Raw genomic sequence first — 22,258 nt, 5'->3', positions numbered from 1 at the left:
AGGGAGTTATGTATGACAGAGAATTCTTTACATCTAGATAACCAACTTTGTTTTTCTATTTACGCCTGTTCTAAAGAAGTTACCCGCTTTTATCGACCATATTTAGAAGAGATGGGTATTACGTATCCCCAGTACATTACTTTACTCGTACTATGGGAGCAAGATGGACTAACAGTAAAAGAAATTGGAGAACGTCTATTTTTAGATTCCGGTACGTTAACACCTATGTTAAAACGAATGGAATCATTAAAACTTGTAAAACGCGTTCGTTCCAAAGAAGATGAGCGCAAAGTTTGTATTAAATTAACAGAACAAGGTAAAGATTTAAAAGAAAAGGCTTGTTCATTGCCGACAACAATGGCAACAAATTTAGGAATTACAGAACAAGAATATCGTTCTTTATTAATTCAATTAAATAAACTAATTGAAACAATGAAAACAATTAATGATAGAAAAGGGGAATAAACATGGATAAATTATATACTGCTTCAGTAACTGCTACAGGTGGAAGAAACGGAAAAGTAATTTCAGATGATGGCATATTAAATCTTGATGTAAAAATGCCGAAAGCACTAGGTGGTGCAGGCGGAGAGGCAACGAATCCAGAACAACTATTTGCTGCTGGTTATGCCGCTTGTTTTGATAGTGCATTACAGCTTGTCATTCGTACAAAACGTGTGAAAGTAGAAAGTACAGAAGTAACTGCTCACGTTTCTATCGGAAAAGATACAGATGGTGGTTTCGGCCTATCTGCTGTACTTGATGTACATGTTGCTGGCGTCTCTCATGACGAAGCACAAGAACTTGTAGAAGCCGCTCACGGTGTATGTCCTTATTCGAAAGCAACAAGAGGTAATATTGAGGTTATATTAAACGTACGATAAAAAAATTTAGTAAATAAAAAAAACGCGCGACATTCGTCACGCGTTTTTTGTTTTTGTCATTCTATGAATTGCCTTCCACGCTTCTTCTTTTCCAAGTCCTGTTTCAGAAGAGAATAGAACGATTTCATCGCCAATTTCAACAGCAAGCGTTTCTTTTACAACTTTTAAATGCTTTTGCCATTTCCCTTTCGGAATTTTATCGGCTTTCGTTGCAATAATAATTGTTGGGATTTCATAATGCTTTAAGAAATCATACATCATCACGTCATCATTTGTTGGTTGGTGACGTAAATCAACTACTAATACAGCTGCGTCTAATTGCTCACGTGTTGTAAAGTAAGTCTCAATCATCTTGCCCCATGCTGCGCGCTCTGTTTTAGATACTTTCGCATAGCCATAACCTGGAACGTCAACAAAATGCATCATCTCATTGATTAAGAAAAAGTTCAACGTTTGCGTTTTTCCTGGTTTAGAAGAAATACGTACTAACTTTTTACGATTTAAAATTTTATTAATAAAGGAAGACTTCCCGACATTTGAACGACCTGCTAATGCAATTTCTGGTAAATCACTGTCTGGATATTGTTCTGGTTTAACAGCACTAATTACAATATCTGCTTTTGTTACTTTCATTGTTTCACTCCTACTAATGCGTGCTCCAATACTTCATCTAAATGAGATGCAAGCACAAACGTAAGGTTTTCTTTTACGCTTTCTGGAATATCATCTAAATCTTTCTCGTTTTCTGCCGGCAAAATAATTTTTGTTAAGCCTGCGCGGTGAGCACTTAATGTTTTTTCTTTTAAACCACCAATTGGTAATACACGACCACGAAGTGTAATTTCACCTGTCATCCCCACTTCTTTACTTACAGGAATACCTGTTAGTGCAGAAATAAGTGCCGTTGCCATCGTAATACCTGCTGACGGTCCATCTTTTGGAACTGCTCCTTCTGGAACATGAATATGAATATCATTTTTCTCATGGAAATTCGGATCAATCTGAAGCTCTTCTGCACGAGAACGAATATAGCTAAACGCTGCTTGTGCGGATTCTTTCATAACATCCCCAAGTTTCCCTGTTAAAATTAATTTCCCTTTACCTGGCGCTACAGACACTTCAATCGCAAGTGTATCACCGCCTGCTGCTGTATACGCTAACCCTGTTGCCATACCAACTTGGTCTGTTTTTTCAGCTTGCCCATAACGGAATATGTGCTTACCAAGTAAATCAACAATGTTTTTCTCTGTTACTACAATACGCTTGCGTTCTGCTGTAACGATAATTTTTGCTGCTTTACGACAAACTTTTGCGATTTGACGCTCTAGCGTACGAACACCGGCCTCACGTGTATAATAACGAATAATTTCAAGAAGTGCTTCATCACGTACTTGTAAATTACCTTTTCGTAAGCCATGCTCTTTTAATTGTTTCGGCAATAAATGTTCACGGGCAATGTGAACTTTTTCAAGTTCTGTATAGCCAGCAATCGAAATAATTTCCATACGGTCAAGCAACGGACCTGGAACACTTGAAAGTGTATTCGCAGTTGCTACAAACATAACTTTCGATAGATCATACGGTTCTTCAATGTAATGATCACTGAAGTTATGGTTTTGTTCTGGGTCTAACACTTCAAGTAATGCTGCTGATGGATCTCCACGGAAGTCGTTAGACATTTTATCAATCTCATCTAATAAAAAGACTGGATTAACTGTTTTCGCCTTTTTCATACCTTGAATAATGCGTCCTGGCATCGCTCCAACATACGTACGACGGTGACCACGGATTTCAGATTCATCACGTACACCACCAAGGGATACACGGACAAAATTACGATTTAATGATGTTGCAATTGAACGCGCTAACGATGTTTTCCCGACCCCAGGAGGTCCTACTAAGCAAAGGATAGGTCCTTTTAATGAATTCGTTAACTTCTGCACAGCTAAATATTCAAGTACGCGCTCTTTCACTTTCTCAAGCCCGTAATGATCTTTGTTCAAAATTTCTTCAGAATGAGCAAGATCAATCATATCTTCTGTCGCTTCTGTCCACGGAAGTGCTAATAACCAATCCATATAATTACGAATAACACCGCTCTCCGCAGAACTTGCTGGTAACTTTTCATAACGGTCTAATTCTTTCAGTGCAGCCTTCATTGTTTCTTCAGGCATTCCTGATTGTTCAATTTTCTCACGAAGTTCTTCAACTTCCCCGCCCTTACCTTCTTTATCACCAAGTTCAGTTTGAATCGCCTTCATTTGCTCACGTAAGAAATACTCTTTTTGCGTGCGCTCCATTGAACGTTTCACTTTTTGTCCAATTTTCTTTTCTAAACTAAGTAACTCTTGTTCATCTTGAATAATTGAAATAAGTGTATGTAATCGTTCCTTCACAGATACAATCTCTAAGATTTCTTGTTTCTGCTTCGTTTTAATCGGCAAGTGAGAAGCAATTAAATCAGCTAATCTTCCTGGCTCTTCTACATCAGCTACCGTTGCAAATGTTTCATTTGAAACTTTTTTCGAAACTTTAATATATTGTTCGAAATGCTCCAGTAATGTACGCATAAGAGCTTTCTCTTCTAGATCATCTTCCACTTCTTCAGTTACCGTTTTGATAGAAACCTGCACTACATTCTCTTCTTCGATAAACTCTACTACTTCAGCTCTATGTAAACCCTCTACAAGGACACGAAGCGTACCGTTCGGCAATTTTAACATTTGCTTCACTTTCGCCACTGTACCTACACTATATATGTCATCTTCTTTCGGATCATCGATATTCATTTCTTTTTGCATCGCTAAAAAGATGATATTTTCATCCATTGCCGCCTGCTCTAGTGCTTGTATCGATTTATCACGTCCTACATCAAGATGCAGAACCATCGTTGGATATACGAGAACGCCTCTTAATGGTAGGAGGGGTACGATTCTTTCATTCGTATTCATACTAGACATAGCACCTCCATAATAAATTAAACTCCTGTTCAACTATTTTATATTACAATACATCTAGATGCAATTGCAGAGATTTTCCGCAATTGTAAATCCCTCGTTTTTTCTCCCTTTTAAAAAGGAAAAAAGACTCCGCTTAAGCATACAAACTTAAACGAAGTCTGGCAAATTTTATTATCATTCATTCTCACATTGATTGTGCATCTGTTTCGTCTACAGTAGTATGTATATCAAGGTCTCGATGCATATTTTCCTGCATAAATGTTAGCTCAAATACTTCTTTTAACTTACGAACAGGAATGATTTCAATTCCTTTTATTGTATACAAAAACGGTTGCATGTTTTCAGCAGGAATGATGACTTTCTTAGCACCTGCTTTTTTCGCGGCTTTTATTTTTGCGTACACACCACCAATAGGTTTCACTTCCCCGTGTATACTTATCTCACCGGTCATCGCTACTTCATTACTCACATACGTACGATGCACTGCTGAATATACACCTGTTGCCATAGCAATACCTGCCGAAGGCCCATCAATTGGGATACCACCTGGAAAATTAATATGTATATCGTACCCTTCTGGCAACACATCTAGAGAACGAAGTACTGTTAATACATTATCTACAGAACCTTTCGCCATACTTTTACGGCGAATGGATTTCGTTTGACTACCAATACTTTCCTCTTCCACAATCCCGGTAACATTTACCGACCCTTTATCTTTCGCCTTGATTGCTGTTACTTCAATTTCTAATAACGCGCCTGTATTTGGTCCGTATACAGCAAGTCCATTTACAAGACCGATTCTCGGAATAGGATAAATACGTTTTTCATATTTCGGTGTAAGTTGACTAGAGTGAACAACCCACTCTATATCTTCATCTTTAATGAAAGAACGTTCTTCATTTATTGCCATACCAGCAGAAATTTGTACAAGGTTAATCGCTTCTCGTCCATTTCTTGCATACATCCCTATCATTTCAATACCATTTTCACCTATTTGCATTTCCACTTTATCAGCTGCATTCTTCGCTACTTTTTGAATCTCTTCTGTATCTAACTCACGGAAAAACACTTCTAAACAGCGTGACCGAATAGCAGGAGGAATCTCCTCTGGCGAACGTGTCGTCGCCCCAACTAAGCGAAAATCGGCTGGCAAACCTTTTTGAAAAATATCATGTATATACGTTGGAATCATCGAATTTTCTTCACTATAGTACGCACTTTCCAAAAATACTTTCCGATCTTCTAACACCTTTAACATTTTGTTCATTTGAATTGGATGTAATTCACCAATCTCATCAATGAACAAAATACCACCATGCGCATCTGTTACAGCCCCTTTTTTCGGCTGTGGGATACCAGCTTGCCCCATTGCACCTGCCCCTTGATAAATCGGATCATGGACTGAACCAATTAATGGGTCTGCAATACCACGTTCATCAAATCTTGCTGTCGTCGCATCAAGTTCGATAAATGTTGCATTCGTACGGAATGGAGATTTCGGATTGCGTTTCGCTTCTTCCAATACAAGACGTGCTGCCGCTGTCTTCCCGATACCTGGCGGACCATATATAATTACATGTTGCGGATTCGGACCACAAAGAGCCGCTTTTAACGACTTAATCCCGTCCTCTTGCCCTACAATATCTAAAAAGGATGTAGGGCGTACCTTTTCCGCAAGCGGCTCTGTTAAAGAAATCTCACGCATTTTACGAAGCTGTTCTAATTCTTTTTTCGATTCTCGATCAATTGAAACTTTTTGTGTTCGCTGATTTCGAAGTAAATGCCAAAAATACAATCCGACAATTACACCAAAAACAAGTTGAACAAGTAAAAATATATTTGTCCAGCTCATAATTTATTTCCTCCCGCAATGTTTTATCATTTAGTATTTCCGTGGAGGAACATAGCTAAACATAAAGAAAAACAGCAATTATAAAAATTGCTGTTTTTCTTCTTCGCACTATGCAGATGTTTTTGTATCAAGTACAGTACCGTCTTGTAACACCAATTTCGGCGGTTCATTATCAGCTACTGTTTCTTTCGTCAGAATACACTTCTCGATATCTTTGCGAGATGGAAGTTCGAACATTACATCAAGCATTAAGCCTTCAATAATAGAACGAAGTCCACGAGCACCTGTTTTACGTTCAATTGCTTTTTTCGCAATCTCAACTAGTGCACCTTCTTCAAACTCTAACTCAACATCGTCAAGCTCCAATAATTTTTGGAATTGCTTAACAAGTGCATTTTTCGGTTTCGTTAAAATATCTACAAGAGCATCTTCATCAAGCGGCTCTAGGTTCGCAATAACTGGAAGACGACCGATAAACTCCGGAATTAAACCGAATCTTAAAAGATCCTCTGGTAAAACGTGAGATAAAACATGCTTCTCATTTACATCAGCATTTTTCTTCTCAGCACCAAATCCAATTACTTTCTCACCAAGGCGACGTTTAATAATTGGCTCAATGCCATCAAACGCTCCACCACAAATGAATAGGATGTTCGTTGTATCAATTTGAATGAACTCTTGATGCGGATGCTTACGACCACCTTGAGGTGGAACGCTCGCTACAGTACCTTCTAAAATTTTCAGAAGTGCCTGCTGTACACCTTCACCAGATACATCACGTGTAATTGATGGATTTTCGGACTTACGTGCCACTTTATCAATCTCATCAATATAAATGATTCCTTTTTCCGCTTTCTCTACATCATAATCAGCTGCTTGGATTAATTTTAGTAAGATGTTTTCTACATCTTCCCCTACATAACCAGCTTCTGTTAAAGATGTTGCGTCCGCGATTGCAAATGGAACATTTAAAATACGCGCTAATGTTTGTGCCAATAATGTTTTACCACTACCAGTTGGCCCAATAAGTGAAATATTACTCTTCGCTAATTCTACATCATCAATTTTACTGTTAGAATTAATGCGTTTGTAATGGTTATATACCGCTACCGCTAGTGCTTTTTTCGCGTTATCTTGTCCGATGACATACTCATCTAAGATTTCACGAATTTCTACCGGTTTCGGTACATCTTTGAATTCTACTTCTTCGTCCTTCGCAAGCTCCTCTTGTACAATTTCAGTACAAAGTTCGATACACTCGTCACAAATGTAAACACCTGGACCTGCAACTAACTTTCGAACTTGCGTTTGTGTTTTACCACAGAAAGAACATTTTAATTGACCTTTTTCATCATTAAATTTAAACATATTTTCACACCCCTTACAAAGTGCTAACCTCTTGCCTTCGTATGTACACGATAAATGTATCGTATGTAAATACATATTATGTCACTACGTGGCGAGAAATACAAATAATATGACTAGTTATGTACAAATAAAAAAATTTTAAAACTTTTGAAATATGTATATTCGACTTGTAAAGGAAGTTTTCCTTCTTCATCGAAAAGTTTTATAAATATATTTCTATATTTATAAAACAAGGCACGATTAAAATCGCGCCTTGTTATTTTATTATGCAGCGTTGTCTACTAAGAAGTCTACAGCTTTACGCACTTTAAGGTCTTCAGATAAAGCGTCTACGCTTCCAAGAGCTTGCTTGATAGCGTCTACTGGCATACCGTACATTTCAGCCATTTTTTCAACTTCTGCAGTTACTTCTTCTTCAGTAACTTCGATGTTTTCAGCTTCAATGATAGCTTCAAGAACAAGATTGATTCTTACGCGTTTTTGAGCGTCTTCTTTCATTTGCTCTTTTAACTTGTCAGCGTCAGTACCTGTGAATTGGTAGTAAAGCTCAAGGTTCATACCTTGTTGGCTTAAACGTTGCTCGAATTCACGAACCATACGATCTAACTCAGTGTCGATCATAGCTTCTGGAATCTCGATTTCAGCGTTAGCAGCAGCTAATTCTACTACTTCGTCACGTACTTTGTGCTCAGCTTCGTGCTTTTTGCCTTCTTCTAAGTTTGTGCGAAGTTTTGTTTTTAATTCATCAAGAGTTGCAACTTCTTCGTCAGCTTCTTTAGCGAACTCGTCGTTTAACTCAGGAAGTTCTTTTGTTTTGATTTCGTGAATTGTTACTTTGAATGTAGCTGGTTTACCAGCTAATTCAGCAGCGTGGTACTCTTCTGGGAATGATACTTCAACTTCTTTAGAATCACCAGATTTAAGACCAATTACTTGCTCTTCGAAACCAGGGATGAAAGTACCAGAACCGATTGCAAGAGAATAGTTTTCGCCTTTTCCGCCTTCAAATGCTTCGCCATCAACGAAACCTTCGAAGTCGATTACAGCTGTATCACCGTTTTCAACAGTTCCTTCTTCTTTAACAACTAGTTCAGCTTGACGCTCTTGTAAAGATTTTAATTCGTTCTCTACATCTTCGTCAGTTACAGTTGTTTCAACTTTTTCTACTGCTAAACCTTTGTACTCACCTAATTTAACTTCAGGTTTCACTGTAACTTTTGCAGTGAAGATAAGGTTAGCATTTTTTTCGAACTTCTCGATGTTGATTTCAGGATGATCAACTGGGAAGATACCAGCTTCATCGATCGCTTCACCGTATGCTTTTGGTAAGATGATATCTAAAGCATCTTGGTATAAAGATTCGATACCAAAGCGTTGTTCGAATAACGGACGAGGCATTTTCCCTTTACGGAAACCTGGTACGTTAATTGTTTGTACTACTTTTTTGAACGCAGCGTCGATAGAGTTGTTTACTTCTTTAGCATCAACTTCGATTGTTAAAACGCCTACGTTACCTTCTAATTTTTCCCATTTTGCAGCCATTTATTCTTTCCCTCCAACTATAATAATGTATGCACATACCTCTATAGATTAAAATCTTCATTATCTCTTTTTTGAAATAACAAAAGTACAAATAATCCTCTAGCAAAAGCTTTCAGATATAATGTTCCAATCTACTAATTGTCTAAAAGACAACTACGGTATATTTTGTTCGAGAATAATATGAAACATATTAAGTAAGAGATTTACACTTCTCTTCTCTTACAAACAGGCAGATTTCTGCCTTTTGCAACCCTTACATTATAACATAGAATATGCTCGTTTCAAGAACCGAACGATTCTTTTTCATAATTATACGGGCAAATATCCTTCTCTTTCAACACGTAATAACCATTGATAGGCAATATGAAACTCTTCTAATTCAATATTATACGCTGTCATAAGCTCTTCTTCATCAATAATCAATCCGAAACGCTTTCTTCCAATTCTCTCTAAAACAGCAGCCCAAATCTCCACTTTATCCATTAATAGAGCGAATGGGAAAACGCTAATTCGCAATTCTTTCCAATATGTAACCATCGCATCAAATATATCGGGATAATTTTGCTCTAATCGGCTTGATAATGTATGTATAATGTTATTGGATTGCTCCTCATTATGACCTGTAAATGCTGGAATCACCTTGATCGTATTTCCAAACTTTTCTACCTCTATCTCTTCTTCTATTTGATTTTCTATCATTTTATATAAAATAGAAGTTTTCAAATAAGGGTGCTGTTTTTCGTCTATTAAAAATTTCTTTAAAATAGGTAATGCAAGATCCAAGTCTTTTAACGAAAGTTGCTGAATCGCTCTTAGCTTTTGCCCAAAGTTTTCTCCAAACATTTCATTAGTAAACTCATCCAATTCAAAATTCGAATCGACTAGTGACGTATCTACTTCACTTAACATACCTTCTGCAAATAAAGCGAGCTGTGCTAATTTTTCCTTTTGCTCAGGCATTACATCTTTCGTTTGCAAAACCTTTTCAACGATTTCAATGACACCTTCATAATCATTTGTTTGAACTAAAATCGTCACATATGTTTCAAGAATATCACCAAATAATACAGCTCCTGTTTCAAGTAACTGTTCACATTTGTCTTTCGCTTCTTCCATATGTTTTAATTCTAACAAACAAATAACAGAAGCGAGTTCCGTTTGTTCCGTTTCTGCATTATACTGACGTAATATTTCAAAGCAGCGCAATGCATCTTCGAATTTCCGCTCTTTCAGTGCTAAAAAACCTTCATCAATATATCGCTCTGATAGTTGTGGAAACAATACGACCGTATTTTCTTTTTTATCCATACGTCCGCCTCTTTTTCTAGATTTTAATTATCTTTAAAGTAAATATATCAAATGAGTAATAAGAACACAACATCCCAAAACCCTTTGTTTGAAATATAGAAATATTTAATTTTTATATTTCAATATAAACAAATCCTTACTAAAAATTAAAAATGTGCAAATAAAAATCCTCAGCAATTAAAGCAGAGGATTCATCATTAATGGAAAGCTTTTATAATAGTGGGGTATATAACAAGGGTAATAATTTGGAGAACAATAATTGCCATAACAATCATGCTAAAATAGAAGATTGGTTTACTTCGCTTCATTAAAAACATAATAATAAGCATCGTACAAGCAAACAAACTTAAGAAGAACAAACTCGTTGTCGAACTAAGTATACCACTCGGGACAAAGAACAATAACACTACACTACAAGTACCTATAATTCCAAATAACCATTCCATTCATTCACTCATTCCCTTTCCCTCTCATGGCAGTTTTTTTACTAAGCGATTAAATGTTTTACAACATCAACTACATACGTTAATTTCTCATATGCTACAAATCCAAAAGCAACTGTTAAACCCGTTACGATTAACCCTTTCATCATTTCTTCCTCCTCGTTTTATCGTTGTTACCTTCATTATAGAGGATTAGCAATTTGTTACCATCGAACTTCCTTACAGTTACCTTACAGAATTGTAAGATTTCAAAATGGATAGAAAAAAACCTCATATTACTTGAGAGGTTTTCACGGAATTTCTCTATAATTACTTGCAAAATTAACTTTTTTCTCTTGATTATTTTTCGGAGAATCCACTCTTAAACTGATAGATTTACTAAATAACTTAGGTTTGAAATAATTATTCGTTACTTTTCTTAACTTACCTTCATATATTTTCGTATTACAAGAAAACAACCGATGAAAATCATGTTAATATATTTTTATACAATTAAGAATTTAATTTACAAGGGGGATTATGTATGTTTAAAAAAATGGCTGCAGATGTATTAGGGCTAAGCGATGTAGGTTCTGTCATTACACCGAAAGATTACGATAAAGTTGATGCTGATGATTACGTGATGCATGAAGATGGGGAGAAAATTTATTTTCTAATCAAATCAAAATCAGATGAATATTGTTTCACAAACAAAGGATTAATCCACCTAGATGGTACAAGCGCAACAAGTAAAAAACGTACACTACGCCGCTTTAGCTATAGTAAGTATCAAATTAAAAACGTAGCACTTGAAACTGCAGGAACGATTGATTTAGACGTAGAAATTAAGTTCCAGATGGGGGATGAGCATTATTCAATTGATGTTCATAAAAAACATATTGAAGAATTAAAAGATTTATATAAGGCTTTACTTAAAATAGAAGAAATTTCATACGACAACGATATTACATTGCAGTATGCACATAAAAGTCTAGATATGGCATCTAACGCTTTCAGCCGTATTTCAAACGCACAAGTAAATTTAGCAGAACAATTTAAAGAAATGAACGAGATCGCCTTTAACTGGCTCGTTGATACGAAGAAACAATATAACGTGAAAGATTATGGTTTTGTATTTGAGAAGTTTATTAATAACTAAACAAGAAACCCTTGTTATCAAAAGATAACAAGGGTTTCTTAGCGTCCCAGGAGAGATTTGAACTCCCACTCCGCCCATTTCCGTACTATTTTATATATTTTGATCGCAGTCTTAATATATCTTCTCCTTCACGAATGCCTGCCGATCCCTTCCTCACATTTTTTACGACAGTCCAATCTGGGTTAGTTTCATCACCGATGTTCTGTACTGTAAAGTTGCCATCACCATATTTCCGGTGACCTTCTGCCAATTTCTCCGTTAAATCATTCTCATTTGATCTCGCCATCTTTGCGCCATCTCCCTTTTTTATACAACCTTCTTAAACTGTCCAACCAATCACACGTCCAGTCAATTGGAGATTCTCGTTTTCCGCTTCTATTAATTGTAACACACTGTCGGGGATAAGTTCCGATAACAGCTGCTTAATCGTACTAGAATGGTAAAAAGTTTTATAACATTGTAAGTGATTAATTAGGAGCATCTGGATATGAATTCGATTTCCATCATAAACCTATTGACTCTTTAAATTAAACAAGAGAAATAGGGCGCATAAATGGCGCTCTTTTCTTAATGCACTTTAATCTGTTGTATATAATAATTATCATATGTTACTTTATATTTTTTACACTTCTTGCACATACATCAATTTTTAAACAAACAAAAAACCTTGTTATCAAAAGATAACAAGGTTTTTTTAGCGTCCCAGGAGAGATTCGAACTCCCGACCGTACGCTTAGAAGGCGTATGCTCTATCCGGCTGAGCTACTGGGACATGGAGCGGGTGAAGAGAATCGAACTCTCGACCAGAGCTTGGAAGGCTCTTGTTTTACCACTAAACTACACCCGCATATGTTATTTTATTTTTCTTCGTTAGCACTGTTGCCCTATCGACAATATTTATTATATGTATAACCATACATAAAGTCAACACCTTTTTTAAAAGAGGATAATTTTTCTTATCCTCTTTTAAAAACTGCTTGTTCAACTAGTTGTCCGTCTAATGTTTCAAAACGAACTTCCATTTGATTTTCATCCATTTCTAATAAAGCAAATGTCTTTTCTACACGCTGACGTGGCAATAAAATACTGCCTGGATTAATAAATAAAACGCCATCGATTAATTCTGCACCTAATACGTGAGAGTGTCCGAAGCATGCAACTTGCGCCCCTACCTCTTCTGCATGGTACGCTAATGTTTGTAATGTCATTTTCACGTTATGACGATGTCCGTGCACAACTACGAAACGAATGCCATCTACATCAGTTACAATTTCGTCTTGAAAGTTAGCATAATCACAGTTCCCTTTTACAACATGGAAACCTTGCAGCTCTTCATGAGCAGGTGTTAGCTCTGAATCACCGCAATGAATCATGACATCTACTTTTCCTTCATATTTCTCTTTCAACTGCTGTAATTCCTTCACAGAGCTATGACTATCGCTTACGATTAAAGCTTTCATCAATCTCTCTCCCTTATTCTCCTAAAAACCATTCAGGGATTTTTTCTTCTAACTTACGAAGAGCACGTCCGCGGTGACTAATGGCATTTTTCTCATCTGAACTTAGTTCCGCCATCGCTTTTTTATATTCTTCCACATAAAAAATCGGATCATATCCAAAACCGTTTTCCCCGCGGCGCTGTTCTAAAATATACCCTTCGCACGTCCCGTTTACGATGACAGGCTTTTTATCACCTTCAGGGAAAGCCACTGCTAATGCACAGTAGAAGCGAGCTTTACGCTTTTCAAACGCTATGTCATTTAATTCTTGTAACACTTTATCAATATTCGCTTGATCATCTTTCGGCTCTCCAGCAAAACGAGCTGAATACACGCCTGGTTTTCCATTTAAAGCATCTACAATAAGACCTGAATCATCTGCGATTACGATCGCATTCAGCTGTCTACTCAAACTATCCGCTTTTAAGATCGCATTTTCTTCAAATGTTTCACCAGTTTCTTCGACTTCTTCAATATGAGGAAAATCGTGTAATGATTTTACTTCTAAATCAAATCGCTCAAATAACTCAGCAAATTCACGTACTTTCCCCATATTTTTTGTCGCTACAACAACTTGTTTCATACTTTCCACCTCTACTCTATATGAGATACGATGTCACCTAGCGCTTCTTTTTGCATGTCAATCAGTTGGAAGATACCTTGTTCCGCAGCATCAAGTAATTCATTTAACTGCGCTCTGCTAAACGTCGCCTCTTCTCCAGTTCCTTGCACTTCAACAAACTGACCTTTTCCAGTCATAATTACGTTCATATCAACGTCTGCTTTAGAATCTTCTGCGTAGTTTAAATCTAAAACAACACCTTGCTCTTCAACAATTCCTACTGACGTTGCTGCTAAATAATCTTTTACTGGAATTTTAGATACTTTTTCTGCTTGTAATAACTTCTCAAACGCTAATACCATTGCTACATATGCACCTGTAATAGAAGCAGTTCTCGTTCCACCATCCGCTTGAATAACATCACAATCAATCCAAACCGTTCTCTCACCAAGTGCTTCTAAGTCAACTACCGCACGTAATGCTCGTCCAATTAAGCGCTGGATTTCCATTGTACGTCCTGTTACTTTCCCTTTACTTGATTCCCTAATTGTACGTTGTTCTGTTGCACGTGGAATCATCGCATATTCAGCTGTTACCCAGCCCTTTCCTTCTCCACGCATAAACGGTGGGACACGCTCTTCAATTGTCGCTGAGCAAATTACCTTTGTATCCCCAACCTCAATTAATACTGATCCCTCTGGATGTTTTAAATAATTCGTATGAATATGTATATGGCGTAATTCTGTTTTCTCTCTACCATCTACTCGCATAAAAATAACCTCCTCATAGCTACTTGTTAGTATAGCCAAATTTAAATGTATGATATGTATACAATAAAAGAAGAGGAACCCAAAAAGCAATTCCCCTTTCTTACTTAAGTATATCAAATTATTGAAGATTAAAAACTACCTGTATTCACGTTTTCTGGACGATCGACAGGTTTTATTAACTTTCCGCCCTTTTCATCTATAAGATTCGCTTTACCATTTACTTCAATAGAAACACTTTTCACGCCTTTCTTTTCTGTTAAAGATAAAACTAACGACTTCAATACGTAATTTGAAACCATATTTTTATCTGGGTTTATAAATATATTTTCATTAAAGTTTAATGTAAGATTTCCATCTTGTAACTTCGGATTCGTAATCAACTTAACTCCTGGATTAAAATCATTCAGAAGCGATTGATGAATCGGTCCTTTTACAAGTTCATCTATAATTGCTGCATAATCATTTTCTTTTCCTTCTACAACGCGGCGTGTTACTGGTACGTAGTATTGCTGCTTATTATTATTTTGTGCCATAAAATAAAGTGTAACCGGTTTTGTATTTGTTACATCAGCTACTTGTTCATCATCGAAGTTGATACCATTAGCACGGCTCACCCCTTCACCAATCGGTGTACCACCAACAGGCATCTTTGCCAATTTCTCACCATTTATTTGGAACTGCACTTGTTTTATTTCTTTAAATTGCGTCAACGTCCAGGCTATTGACTCAACCATCTGACGCTCTTCCTCTTTTGCATAGTTTTTCATTTCTTTAGAGAAATCAATGACTGCCGTCCCATCTTTTTTCAAATCTAGTGTCATCGATGTATTCGCTGGAATGACTGCACGGAACCCATTCGGTAATAAATTCGTTACCGGTCCATCTTTCACAAGGTACTCTAACGTTTGCTGAATGACCCCATTTGCTTTCGGAGTAGGTATAGCTAACGTTTGCGGTACAACATAACCATTTTTATCAACAAGGTATAGTTCTCTATTCTCCGTTTGTCCTTGCTTATCTTTCTTAGCTACTTCTTTCTTTCCATCCTCTGTATACGTAACTTGTTTTGGCGGATCAATTTGTTCCGTTGCTTTCTCCTGATTTATAAAGCCACACCCTGTTAGTAAAACAGCGCTCACAGTAGCACCAACAACCCATTTAAAAGTGGATTTAGGCATGCCATTCCCCCCTAAAATCTAAGTTTGTACTATTATTTATACGAGCTGTTTCATGTTTTAGAACAAGCTGTGCTTCCTATAAACAAAAAAACTCCTGATTTCTCAGGAGCTCACTTATATCGATTCTATTATTATTCTTTTTCTAAATGAATATGTTTCACATTTTCAATCGGTTGACCGAACCATTTTGATGCAATTTCTTTAAATAGTCCTATTTTTCCTGTTGTTAAGAAGAGATGATCACTTTGTTCCTCTCCCTCATTCAACATTTTACTATGGTATAAAATCGTACTTACTTCGCGCGCTGTTTCATCACCTGAACTAATTAGTTGTACTTTATCTCCCATTACTTTTTTAATAACAGGACCTAAAATTGGATAATGTGTACAACCTAAAATAAGTGTATCAATTTCAGTATTTTTCAGCGGTTGCAACGTTTCTCGTACAACTTCATACGCCATTTCACTTTCAAAATTCCCACTCTCTACAAGCTCAACGAAAGGCGGACACGCTAAACTTTCTACCATAACACGGTTATTAATAGACTTTAACGCTTCTTCATATGCACCACTTTTCACCGTTCCAATCGTTCCAATAATCCCAACATGATACGTGTTTGTCACTTTTAAAGCTGTACGTGATCCTGGGTGAATAACCCCTACCACTGGAATTGGTAATTGTTTCTGCATCTCTTCTAATACAACCGCAGTTGCTGTATTACACGCAATAACTAACATTTTGATATTTAAATCTAGTAAATGCTCCGTCATTTCCCACGTGAATTGACGCACTTCTTCTCGAGAACGTGGACCATAAGGGCAACGTGCCGTATCCCCTAAATATATAATACGCTCTTTCGGCAACTGACGAATTAATTCCTTCGCTACTGTTAAACCGCCAACTCCTGAATCGATAACACCGATTGCTCTATTCAACTTCATCACCCGTTTTCTCATTCATCATCTTATTTTATCATTATATTTTACACACTTTAAGTTCGCTAACTTAAACTGCTTCTGTATGAAAATTTTCATTTGTACCTGTATAGACTAGGACCTTTTTTATTTTGCTCCTTTTTTTCATAATTTGCAAGACAGAAAAATAACCGACCCTCTATATGAAAGTCGGTTTCTTCTATATAAAATGTGTATTTATCGCTCCATCTTTTTTTGGAAAGAAGACATTCCTATTAATAAGAAGAAATGAGCAGAAATGAAAGCGAGCACTTTTTCTATAATTTATTGACAGCTCTTCTTATAGCTTTCCCTATTTCCATACTAGACTGCGGGTTTTGCCCTGTAATTAAACGCCCATCTACTACTACATGCGGTGTGAAATTTGGAACAACATAAAACAAAGCTCCTTCTTCTTTCAATTTACTCTCTAATAAAAACGGCACTCGCTTTTCTAAATGTACAGCTTTTTCCTCATCGTTTGTATAACCTGTTATACGCTTACCGGCAACAAAAAACGAGCCATCTTTATTTTTCACACCGACTAAAGAACTTACTCCGTGACAAACAGCCGCTACAATCCGGTTATTGTTGTACATATTCTCAATCAAATTTGCAACATATGGATTACCTGGAAAATCTACAATCGCTCCGTGCCCACCACCAAATAAAACTGCATCATAATCCGAAAAATGAACATTTGAGATCGGCTTCGTATTTTGCAATAAAGAAGCGACATACTTAAATTCACGAGGTATCCCGTTCGGAATAGACACTCTATCAATAGGTACTTTACCGCCCTTTATCGACACAATGTCAACATCGAACTTAGCTTTTTTAAATACATTATAAGGAGCTGCGAGCTCTTCCAGCCACAAACCAGTCGGGTGTCCATTCATATCATGAGCGCTTGTTGAAACTAACAATATCCTTTTCAACATATCCCCTCCTTACTACCTATTTATGTATGGAATGTTCTTATCATTCATATAGCAAGCGGAAAAAACGATAACAACAAGCTGACCTTTTTTATAAAAGTCAACTTGTTGTTATCGTTTGAATTCTTTCGTACGAAGATTTTCACAACCTTATAACTTTTATCTCCAACGCCACGCAATCGTGTTATCCTCCATATGTATAGCAGGTATATTAATCCCTAAATATCGCTGATCATCCTCATCAAAAATAGACCAATTTTCTTCATATGAAAATTCAGGGTCTATGCTTTCAAAATCAAATCCACTATCTTCGTCTACCATCTCACGAAAATATTTTTGGAACGGTTTACTATTCTCGAATAGACGAATTGTTCCATACATCCATGGCATGTCTCCAAAAACATCTTTAATTTCACCTATCTCCATATCCTTAAAACACAACTTCATATTTGCACCTTCTTATTTATAAATGACAAAGATACCTATCCTAAATACCTCATCATGTTCTAAAACAGTTACTTTTAACATTTCTTCCTGAAACATACCTTCCCTCTCAAAGTCTGAGATACCTTTTTAAATTCAAAATATAAGCAAAAAAATAGCCGACTCTTCATATAAAAGTCGGCTTTCTTTTTATAGTTCGAGCTCTCCCATGCGAAGAAGCTCAACAACTGCTTGTGAACGTCCTTTAACTCCTAGCTTTTGCATTGCGTTTGAGATGTGGTTGCGTACTGTTTTTTCACTGATAAAAAGTTCACCTGCAATTTCCTTCGTTGTTTTATCTTGAACCAGTAATTCAAATACTTCTCTCTCTCTCTTTGTGAGTAACGGTTTAGATTGATACGCTTTTTCCTTCAACTGGTATAAACCTCCTTGCTTAAGCCAGAGCCGTGTATGTGTAAGTTGGGTGTTTATTTAGTCAAGATATTGTATGAACGAAATGTGCGGGTGGTGAATGAAAATAGGCTTTATTTCACATGTTATTTTAGACTTTTATACAGTGCAGACACTCTTTGTATCCACTCACTTTTCATTACGCCATATTTGTTCTAGTAATATGCTGACAACTGTACCTACGAATAAACCATTTCCGAATATATATTGCATAACAGACGGCAGTGATTGGAGTGCTCCAGACGGTAAAAACATAACACCGCTTCCAAATAATACAGAAACTCCTAAAACCGTTACATTCCTTTCGCTCATTGGCACTTGTTTTATATTATGAAACCCAATTCCAATTAACTGTACGAACGAAGCCATTAAAACCGCAGATGCGACAGCGGGTGGTAACGATGCTAAGTAACGAATAATATTTGGAAACAACGACATTACGACTAGTAACAAACATGCTAGTAAGAACGATCGTATATATTTTTGTTTCGTTAAACGTATAAATCCTGCCGTTGCTGGTAACGGCACGACACCTACAGTTGAAAATACAGAAGAAATGATATGCGAAATCCCTCCAACCCACGTACCACCCTTCAACTGTTTTTGTTCAATAGTCCCCTTTTGAATGGTAGCTTGATTAATTGCTATAATAGCTGCCACTGTATTTGAAACTAAAATACATACCATAACGAAACTGGATACAGCCATACCTGTATTCCACTTTGGAAGTCCCCAAGCAAATACATGTGGAAGTTGCACAAAATGAGTTACTTGAGATGGAATCGTCATTTTTCCTGCAATGAGAAAAAGAATCCATCCACTAATTAATCCTATTAAAACCGCATAACTTTTGACAAAACCTTTTCCGAAGTTAGATAGTATAATAACGAAAAGAAATATGCTAAACGCAATTATCGCTGTAAATCCATCGATTTGAGAAACAGTAGCAGTAATTCCTAGCATTCCTTTTAGAAATACACCGCTTAATTGTAAACATAATAAAAGTAAAAACGTCCCTGTCACAAGCGGCGTGAATAAAAATAAAATACGTCCGATAAAACCAGTGACTCCTAATCCGATTAAAATAACACCGGAAATTATCATTCCTAATTCTAAAATTTGCAACGTACTATGTAATTGACCTTGCCCGGCCGTTGCATAAGCAAGTACGGTAAATACTCCAACCCACGATCCAGCTGGTCCATCCGCAATTGGCAGTCTATGTCCAAGCCACCCTTGTAAAAAAGAAGATATACCAACTACAAAAAACGTACGCTGCATTAAATAAAATATTTCTTCCGTCGTAAGATGAAATAATCCGCCAACGACAATTGGTAGTGCGATTGAATTCGCTAATAAAAATATAAACCATTGCAAAGTTCCCATAATATGATTTTGGTTATGTTGATTGTCCAAATTTTTCATCCTTTCTAGCTTCCCTATAAGAAATATATGGCAAGCATAACAAAGAAGGGTTCTACACTCACAATTAGAACCCTCCTCAAAACATTCACACGATTCTTTTACACAAGATTATTTAATTCCACCTCATTTAAACTTCCAACAACAATATTCCCTTTATGCACGACTAAACGTTTCTCTGTTTGACGCGCTACCGCTTCAGCAGTACATGTTGCATTCGTCAAAACAAAACTCGCTTCATCTCCTACATTCGGCCATGCTCGCTTCCCTTCATTGTTTAACGTTTCTTTTCCTCCCGTAATAAAGCGAAAGGCTTTTCCTAAAGACCTTTCGTCACTCCATCCAAAACGTTCCGCTAATCGATTTGCCTTTTGCAGCATATCACCTGTGCCAAACGGTGACCAATGATCAGTAATACTATCATTTCCTAATGAAACTTTCACACCTTTTTTATCTAATAACGGAATTGGGATTACTTGTTTCCCAATTGGCACCGTTGAAGTAATATCAATATTTAAAGCAGCTAGTCTTTCCGCCACTTCTTCAACTTCTTTATCCGTAACACCACCAAGTCCAAGTGCATGACTAATTGTTACGCGACCTTGCCATCCGGCTTCTTCTGTTAAACTTGCCAATCGCTTCATCGTAAACGTCCCAAGATTATTCGCATCATGCAGATGAATATCAACATCCGCATTAAATTCTACTGCGATATCCATAATGGTATGTAATGATTTTTCAATATCATTATCCACTGTAGCTGGATCCACTCCACCGACTAGATGCGCACCCATACGCATCGCATCTTTCACAAGTTGTACAGAATTACTACGCAATAATCCATGTTGCGGAAAAGCAACAATTCTACCAGAAACTTGATTTTTATATGTTTCCAACGCCGCTAACGTCGCCTCCAAATTACCAAGACCAATAATCGGATCAACATTACAATGCGTTCTTATATTCGTTGCACCATTTCGAAGCAATAACGCTAACATATTTTCCGCCCTATCTTGAGCAGTTGCTAATTGCTTCGGCAGAATTTTTTCTTCTTCATTAAAACGCGTAAAAATATTCTCTGCTGGCATACAAGCTTTCCAAGGGCCACTATAATACGTCTTATCAATATGAATATGCATCTCTTCGAAAGCTGGCAAAATCAATAAACGCTTAGCATCCAGAATTAATATTCCTTCCTCTTGAACAGCCCCTGCTATCATTTTTTTAATTCGTCCATCTTCAATGAGTAAACTACATAACTCTGTTTCTGTTTGGGAAATTCTCCCCTCTTCATATGTATACCCTGATTCAAGCATTACATTAGTCAACCAATATACTGTCATCTCTATTTCCCCCACCCTTTATTAAAAGTTACCTTATATCCCTTACTATAAGTGTAATATCAACTGAAAATTAAGACAATTAATATGACTGTCCCCTAAAAAAATGTCATACAACCTCATAGTCTTCTCATAAATTTCCATATAGAATAGAAGTATATAGCTTGTTATAAAGTGAAACTTTGATCAGTGGGGGGGGTGTTCATCCCCCACTGATCATTAGTTAAACCAATCGGGCTTTTACGGGCAGTTAATCCCCACCTAACTTCTTTGCTTTCGCTGAATTTTTAGGTAGAGGTCTTACTGCTCGTTAAAGCGGGATAAAAAGGAGTGGATTGGAAGATGTCAAAAAGATTATGTAAATCCGAAACTGATAAAATGCTATTTGGTATATGCGGTGGTTTAGGGGAATATTTTGATATTAGCTCTACTCTCATTCGCATACTTTGGGTCATTGCTATTTTATGTTTTGGGACGGGGTTTTTAGTTTATTTTATTTGTTTATTACTTATGCCACGCTCTTACTAATAACATTCTTTCATATATTTGAGCACAGCATATAAAAAATCCCCTATAGATTTTTCTATAGGGGATTTTTTCATGAAGAATATTTCATCGTTAAATGTAATACTGCTACTTCATCTTCTTCATTTCTATAACTATGTTTTTTATTCGCTTCAAATTGAATAGAGTCAAACTCATTTAATTCGTATACATCGCTTTCTACTTGAATCGATACTTTCCCTTTCATTACTGTTACAAGCTCAATAGCACCTTCATGATGAGCTTCTGGTTCATATATACTATTCGATTTTAAACAAGCACGGTGCATTTCCATCCCCGTTTCTTTCGTATAGCGGAACATCGTTTCTAAATGCCATGCTTGTCCTACATCTACTGCAAATCCTTCTCCGCAGCGCGCCACAGCTACAGGCTCTCCAACAACCATCAATCTCGATAAAGGAATCGATAACCCTTTCGTTATTTTCCAAATGACAGCTAACGTCGGATTCGTTTCGCCTCTTTCAATCTTTCCTAATGTTAATTTACTAACCCCTGTTTTTTGGGCTAATTCTTCTAAACTTAATTTTTGTTCATTTCGAATTTGTCTTAACAGCTGACCTACTTGCTGAATGACTTCTTTCGTTTGCATATCTTCATGTTCTTTCATCTATAAAACCACCTTAAAGTATAAAAAAGTTTA

23 protein-coding genes and 2 tRNA genes are annotated in these 22,258 nt (G+C 36.7%); 4 read left to right on the top strand and 21 right to left on the bottom strand.

Going from position 1 to position 22,258, the window contains the following annotated elements; translation table 11 throughout:
• Positions 1–12 precede the first annotated feature (12 nt).
• Positions 13–465, top strand: a complete 453-nt coding sequence (locus tag ACUN0F_RS10615) for a MarR family winged helix-turn-helix transcriptional regulator (protein ID WP_000138543.1) — start codon at positions 13–15, stop codon at positions 463–465.
• A 2-nt stretch (positions 466–467) separates the two neighbouring features.
• Complete coding sequence (locus ACUN0F_RS10610; protein WP_046956275.1) at positions 468–884, top strand: organic hydroperoxide resistance protein; 417 nt, start codon at positions 468–470, stop codon at positions 882–884.
• Between the two features lie 36 nt (positions 885–920).
• Here ACUN0F_RS10610 and ysxC read toward each other — a convergent pair whose 3' ends face one another.
• The 7 genes from ysxC to ACUN0F_RS10575 all read right to left on the bottom strand — a co-directional run bounded on the left by ysxC (position 921) and on the right by ACUN0F_RS10575 (position 10,363).
• Positions 921–1,517, bottom strand: coding sequence for a ribosome biogenesis GTP-binding protein YsxC (gene ysxC, locus ACUN0F_RS10605; protein ID WP_000869124.1), 597 nt, complete (start codon positions 1,515–1,517; stop codon positions 921–923).
• Positions 1,514–3,844 (bottom strand): endopeptidase La, encoded by a 2,331-nt coding sequence (gene lon, locus ACUN0F_RS10600; protein ID WP_000097312.1) that lies wholly within the window; start codon positions 3,842–3,844, stop codon positions 1,514–1,516. Before lon ends, ysxC begins: the two co-directional genes overlap by 4 nt.
• A 184-nt stretch (positions 3,845–4,028) precedes the next feature.
• Positions 4,029–5,699, bottom strand: coding sequence for an ATP-dependent protease LonB (gene lonB, locus ACUN0F_RS10595; RefSeq protein ID WP_046956274.1), 1,671 nt, complete (start codon positions 5,697–5,699; stop codon positions 4,029–4,031).
• A 108-nt stretch (positions 5,700–5,807) separates the two neighbouring features.
• Entirely contained in the window at positions 5,808–7,067 is a 1,260-nt protein-coding gene (gene clpX, locus ACUN0F_RS10590; RefSeq protein ID WP_000472285.1) for an ATP-dependent protease ATP-binding subunit ClpX, read from the bottom strand.
• Between the two features lie 264 nt (positions 7,068–7,331).
• Positions 7,332–8,609, bottom strand: coding sequence for a trigger factor (gene tig, locus ACUN0F_RS10585; RefSeq protein WP_000729261.1), 1,278 nt, complete (start codon positions 8,607–8,609; stop codon positions 7,332–7,334).
• Positions 8,610–8,918: 309 nt separating this feature from the next.
• Positions 8,919–9,917 (bottom strand): hypothetical protein, encoded by a 999-nt coding sequence (locus tag ACUN0F_RS10580; protein WP_445539469.1) that lies wholly within the window; start codon positions 9,915–9,917, stop codon positions 8,919–8,921.
• A gap of 197 nt (positions 9,918–10,114) precedes the next feature.
• On the bottom strand, positions 10,115–10,363 hold the full coding sequence (locus tag ACUN0F_RS10575; RefSeq protein ID WP_001983650.1) for a hypothetical protein: 249 nt from the start codon (positions 10,361–10,363) through the stop codon (positions 10,115–10,117).
• Between the two features lie 520 nt (positions 10,364–10,883).
• On the opposite strand from ACUN0F_RS10575, the gene ACUN0F_RS10570 reads away from it, so the two are divergent.
• On the top strand, positions 10,884–11,498 hold the full coding sequence (locus ACUN0F_RS10570) for a PH domain-containing protein (RefSeq protein ID WP_000473869.1): 615 nt from the start codon (positions 10,884–10,886) through the stop codon (positions 11,496–11,498).
• A gap of 85 nt (positions 11,499–11,583) precedes the next feature.
• Here the strand turns inward: ACUN0F_RS10570 and ACUN0F_RS10565 are convergent, their stop codons facing one another.
• From ACUN0F_RS10565 to ACUN0F_RS10505, 13 genes are all read right to left on the bottom strand, one after another.
• Positions 11,584–11,784, bottom strand: coding sequence for a hypothetical protein (locus ACUN0F_RS10565; protein ID WP_000124458.1), 201 nt, complete (start codon positions 11,782–11,784; stop codon positions 11,584–11,586).
• A 412-nt stretch (positions 11,785–12,196) separates the two neighbouring features.
• Positions 12,197–12,270, bottom strand: a tRNA-Arg gene (locus ACUN0F_RS10560).
• Between the two features lies 1 nt (position 12,271).
• Positions 12,272–12,345 (bottom strand) — tRNA-Gly (locus ACUN0F_RS10555).
• A 109-nt stretch (positions 12,346–12,454) separates the two neighbouring features.
• A complete protein-coding gene (locus ACUN0F_RS10550; protein ID WP_000645515.1) occupies positions 12,455–12,958 on the bottom strand; it encodes a metallophosphoesterase in 504 nt (167 codons plus the stop codon).
• Positions 12,959–12,971: 13 nt separating this feature from the next.
• Positions 12,972–13,580, bottom strand: coding sequence for an XTP/dITP diphosphatase (locus tag ACUN0F_RS10545; RefSeq protein WP_046956272.1), 609 nt, complete (start codon positions 13,578–13,580; stop codon positions 12,972–12,974).
• Positions 13,581–13,591: 11 nt separating this feature from the next.
• Entirely contained in the window at positions 13,592–14,329 is a 738-nt protein-coding gene (gene rph, locus ACUN0F_RS10540; RefSeq protein ID WP_001261765.1) for a ribonuclease PH, read from the bottom strand.
• Between the two features lie 128 nt (positions 14,330–14,457).
• Positions 14,458–15,507 (bottom strand): spore germination protein GerM, encoded by a 1,050-nt coding sequence (gerM, locus tag ACUN0F_RS10535; RefSeq protein WP_445539468.1) that lies wholly within the window; start codon positions 15,505–15,507, stop codon positions 14,458–14,460.
• Between the two features lie 131 nt (positions 15,508–15,638).
• On the bottom strand, positions 15,639–16,448 hold the full coding sequence (gene racE / locus ACUN0F_RS10530) for a glutamate racemase (protein WP_097916601.1): 810 nt from the start codon (positions 16,446–16,448) through the stop codon (positions 15,639–15,641).
• Positions 16,449–16,738: 290 nt separating this feature from the next.
• Positions 16,739–17,401 (bottom strand): type 1 glutamine amidotransferase domain-containing protein, encoded by a 663-nt coding sequence (locus ACUN0F_RS10525; protein WP_264462069.1) that lies wholly within the window; start codon positions 17,399–17,401, stop codon positions 16,739–16,741.
• Between the two features lie 156 nt (positions 17,402–17,557).
• Positions 17,558–17,845 carry a hypothetical protein gene (locus ACUN0F_RS10520; protein ID WP_046956268.1) on the bottom strand — a complete coding sequence of 96 codons (288 nt, stop codon included), beginning with the start codon at positions 17,843–17,845 and terminating at the stop codon, positions 17,558–17,560.
• Between the two features lie 186 nt (positions 17,846–18,031).
• Positions 18,032–18,256: a spore germination transcription factor GerE gene (gene gerE, locus ACUN0F_RS10515; RefSeq protein ID WP_000659484.1), complete on the bottom strand. Its 225-nt coding sequence runs from the start codon at positions 18,254–18,256 to the stop codon at positions 18,032–18,034.
• 165 nt (positions 18,257–18,421) lie between these two features.
• Positions 18,422–19,717 (bottom strand): purine/pyrimidine permease, encoded by a 1,296-nt coding sequence (locus ACUN0F_RS10510; RefSeq protein ID WP_046956267.1) that lies wholly within the window; start codon positions 19,715–19,717, stop codon positions 18,422–18,424.
• A gap of 98 nt (positions 19,718–19,815) precedes the next feature.
• Entirely contained in the window at positions 19,816–21,057 is a 1,242-nt protein-coding gene (locus ACUN0F_RS10505) for an amidohydrolase family protein (RefSeq protein WP_264462070.1), read from the bottom strand.
• Between the two features lie 339 nt (positions 21,058–21,396).
• Here ACUN0F_RS10505 and ACUN0F_RS10500 point away from each other — a divergent pair, with 339 nt between their 5' ends.
• Positions 21,397–21,582, top strand: a complete 186-nt coding sequence (locus ACUN0F_RS10500) for a PspC domain-containing protein (protein WP_000044335.1) — start codon at positions 21,397–21,399, stop codon at positions 21,580–21,582.
• Positions 21,583–21,652: 70 nt separating this feature from the next.
• Here ACUN0F_RS10500 and ACUN0F_RS10495 read toward each other — a convergent pair whose 3' ends face one another.
• Entirely contained in the window at positions 21,653–22,225 is a 573-nt protein-coding gene (locus ACUN0F_RS10495; RefSeq protein ID WP_046958785.1) for a helix-turn-helix domain-containing protein, read from the bottom strand.
• Between the last annotated feature and the right edge of the window lie 33 nt (positions 22,226–22,258).

The sequence above is a fragment of the Bacillus sp. 1A genome (genome assembly GCF_052682215.1).
Note: the sequence above shows the minus strand (reverse complement) of the source record. Positions and strands in the feature narration are given on the sequence as shown.

Bases quoted from the DNA above. Each gene is read 5' to 3' on its own strand.
- ACUN0F_RS10520 (WP_046956268.1), bottom strand. From the start codon at position 17,845: ATGAAGTTGTGTTTTAAGGATATGGAGATAGGTGAAATTAAAGATGTT.
- gerM (WP_445539468.1), bottom strand. From the start codon at position 15,507: ATGCCTAAATCCACTTTTAAATGGGTTGTTGGTGCTACTGTGAGCGCT.
- lon (WP_000097312.1), bottom strand. From the start codon at position 3,844: ATGTCTAGTATGAATACGAATGAAAGAATCGTACCCCTCCTACCATTA.
- ACUN0F_RS10575 (WP_001983650.1), bottom strand. From the start codon at position 10,363: ATGGAATGGTTATTTGGAATTATAGGTACTTGTAGTGTAGTGTTATTG.
- ACUN0F_RS10610 (WP_046956275.1), top strand. From the start codon at position 468: ATGGATAAATTATATACTGCTTCAGTAACTGCTACAGGTGGAAGAAAC.
- ACUN0F_RS10565 (WP_000124458.1), bottom strand. From the start codon at position 11,784: ATGGCGAGATCAAATGAGAATGATTTAACGGAGAAATTGGCAGAAGGT.
- ACUN0F_RS10580 (WP_445539469.1), bottom strand. From the start codon at position 9,917: ATGGATAAAAAAGAAAATACGGTCGTATTGTTTCCACAACTATCAGAG.
- lonB (WP_046956274.1), bottom strand. From the start codon at position 5,699: ATGAGCTGGACAAATATATTTTTACTTGTTCAACTTGTTTTTGGTGTA.
- ACUN0F_RS10495 (WP_046958785.1), bottom strand. From the start codon at position 22,225: ATGAAAGAACATGAAGATATGCAAACGAAAGAAGTCATTCAGCAAGTA.
- ACUN0F_RS10525 (WP_264462069.1), bottom strand. From the start codon at position 17,401: ATGTTGAAAAGGATATTGTTAGTTTCAACAAGCGCTCATGATATGAAT.
- ACUN0F_RS10550 (WP_000645515.1), bottom strand. From the start codon at position 12,958: ATGAAAGCTTTAATCGTAAGCGATAGTCATAGCTCTGTGAAGGAATTA.
- ACUN0F_RS10505 (WP_264462070.1), bottom strand. From the start codon at position 21,057: ATGACAGTATATTGGTTGACTAATGTAATGCTTGAATCAGGGTATACA.
- ACUN0F_RS10570 (WP_000473869.1), top strand. From the start codon at position 10,884: ATGTTTAAAAAAATGGCTGCAGATGTATTAGGGCTAAGCGATGTAGGT.
- ACUN0F_RS10615 (WP_000138543.1), top strand. From the start codon at position 13: ATGACAGAGAATTCTTTACATCTAGATAACCAACTTTGTTTTTCTATT.
- ysxC (WP_000869124.1), bottom strand. From the start codon at position 1,517: ATGAAAGTAACAAAAGCAGATATTGTAATTAGTGCTGTTAAACCAGAA.
- ACUN0F_RS10510 (WP_046956267.1), bottom strand. From the start codon at position 19,717: ATGAAAAATTTGGACAATCAACATAACCAAAATCATATTATGGGAACT.
- ACUN0F_RS10500 (WP_000044335.1), top strand. From the start codon at position 21,397: ATGTCAAAAAGATTATGTAAATCCGAAACTGATAAAATGCTATTTGGT.
- ACUN0F_RS10545 (WP_046956272.1), bottom strand. From the start codon at position 13,580: ATGAAACAAGTTGTTGTAGCGACAAAAAATATGGGGAAAGTACGTGAA.
- rph (WP_001261765.1), bottom strand. From the start codon at position 14,329: ATGCGAGTAGATGGTAGAGAGAAAACAGAATTACGCCATATACATATT.
- clpX (WP_000472285.1), bottom strand. From the start codon at position 7,067: ATGTTTAAATTTAATGATGAAAAAGGTCAATTAAAATGTTCTTTCTGT.
- racE (WP_097916601.1), bottom strand. From the start codon at position 16,448: ATGAAGTTGAATAGAGCAATCGGTGTTATCGATTCAGGAGTTGGCGGT.
- tig (WP_000729261.1), bottom strand. From the start codon at position 8,609: ATGGCTGCAAAATGGGAAAAATTAGAAGGTAACGTAGGCGTTTTAACA.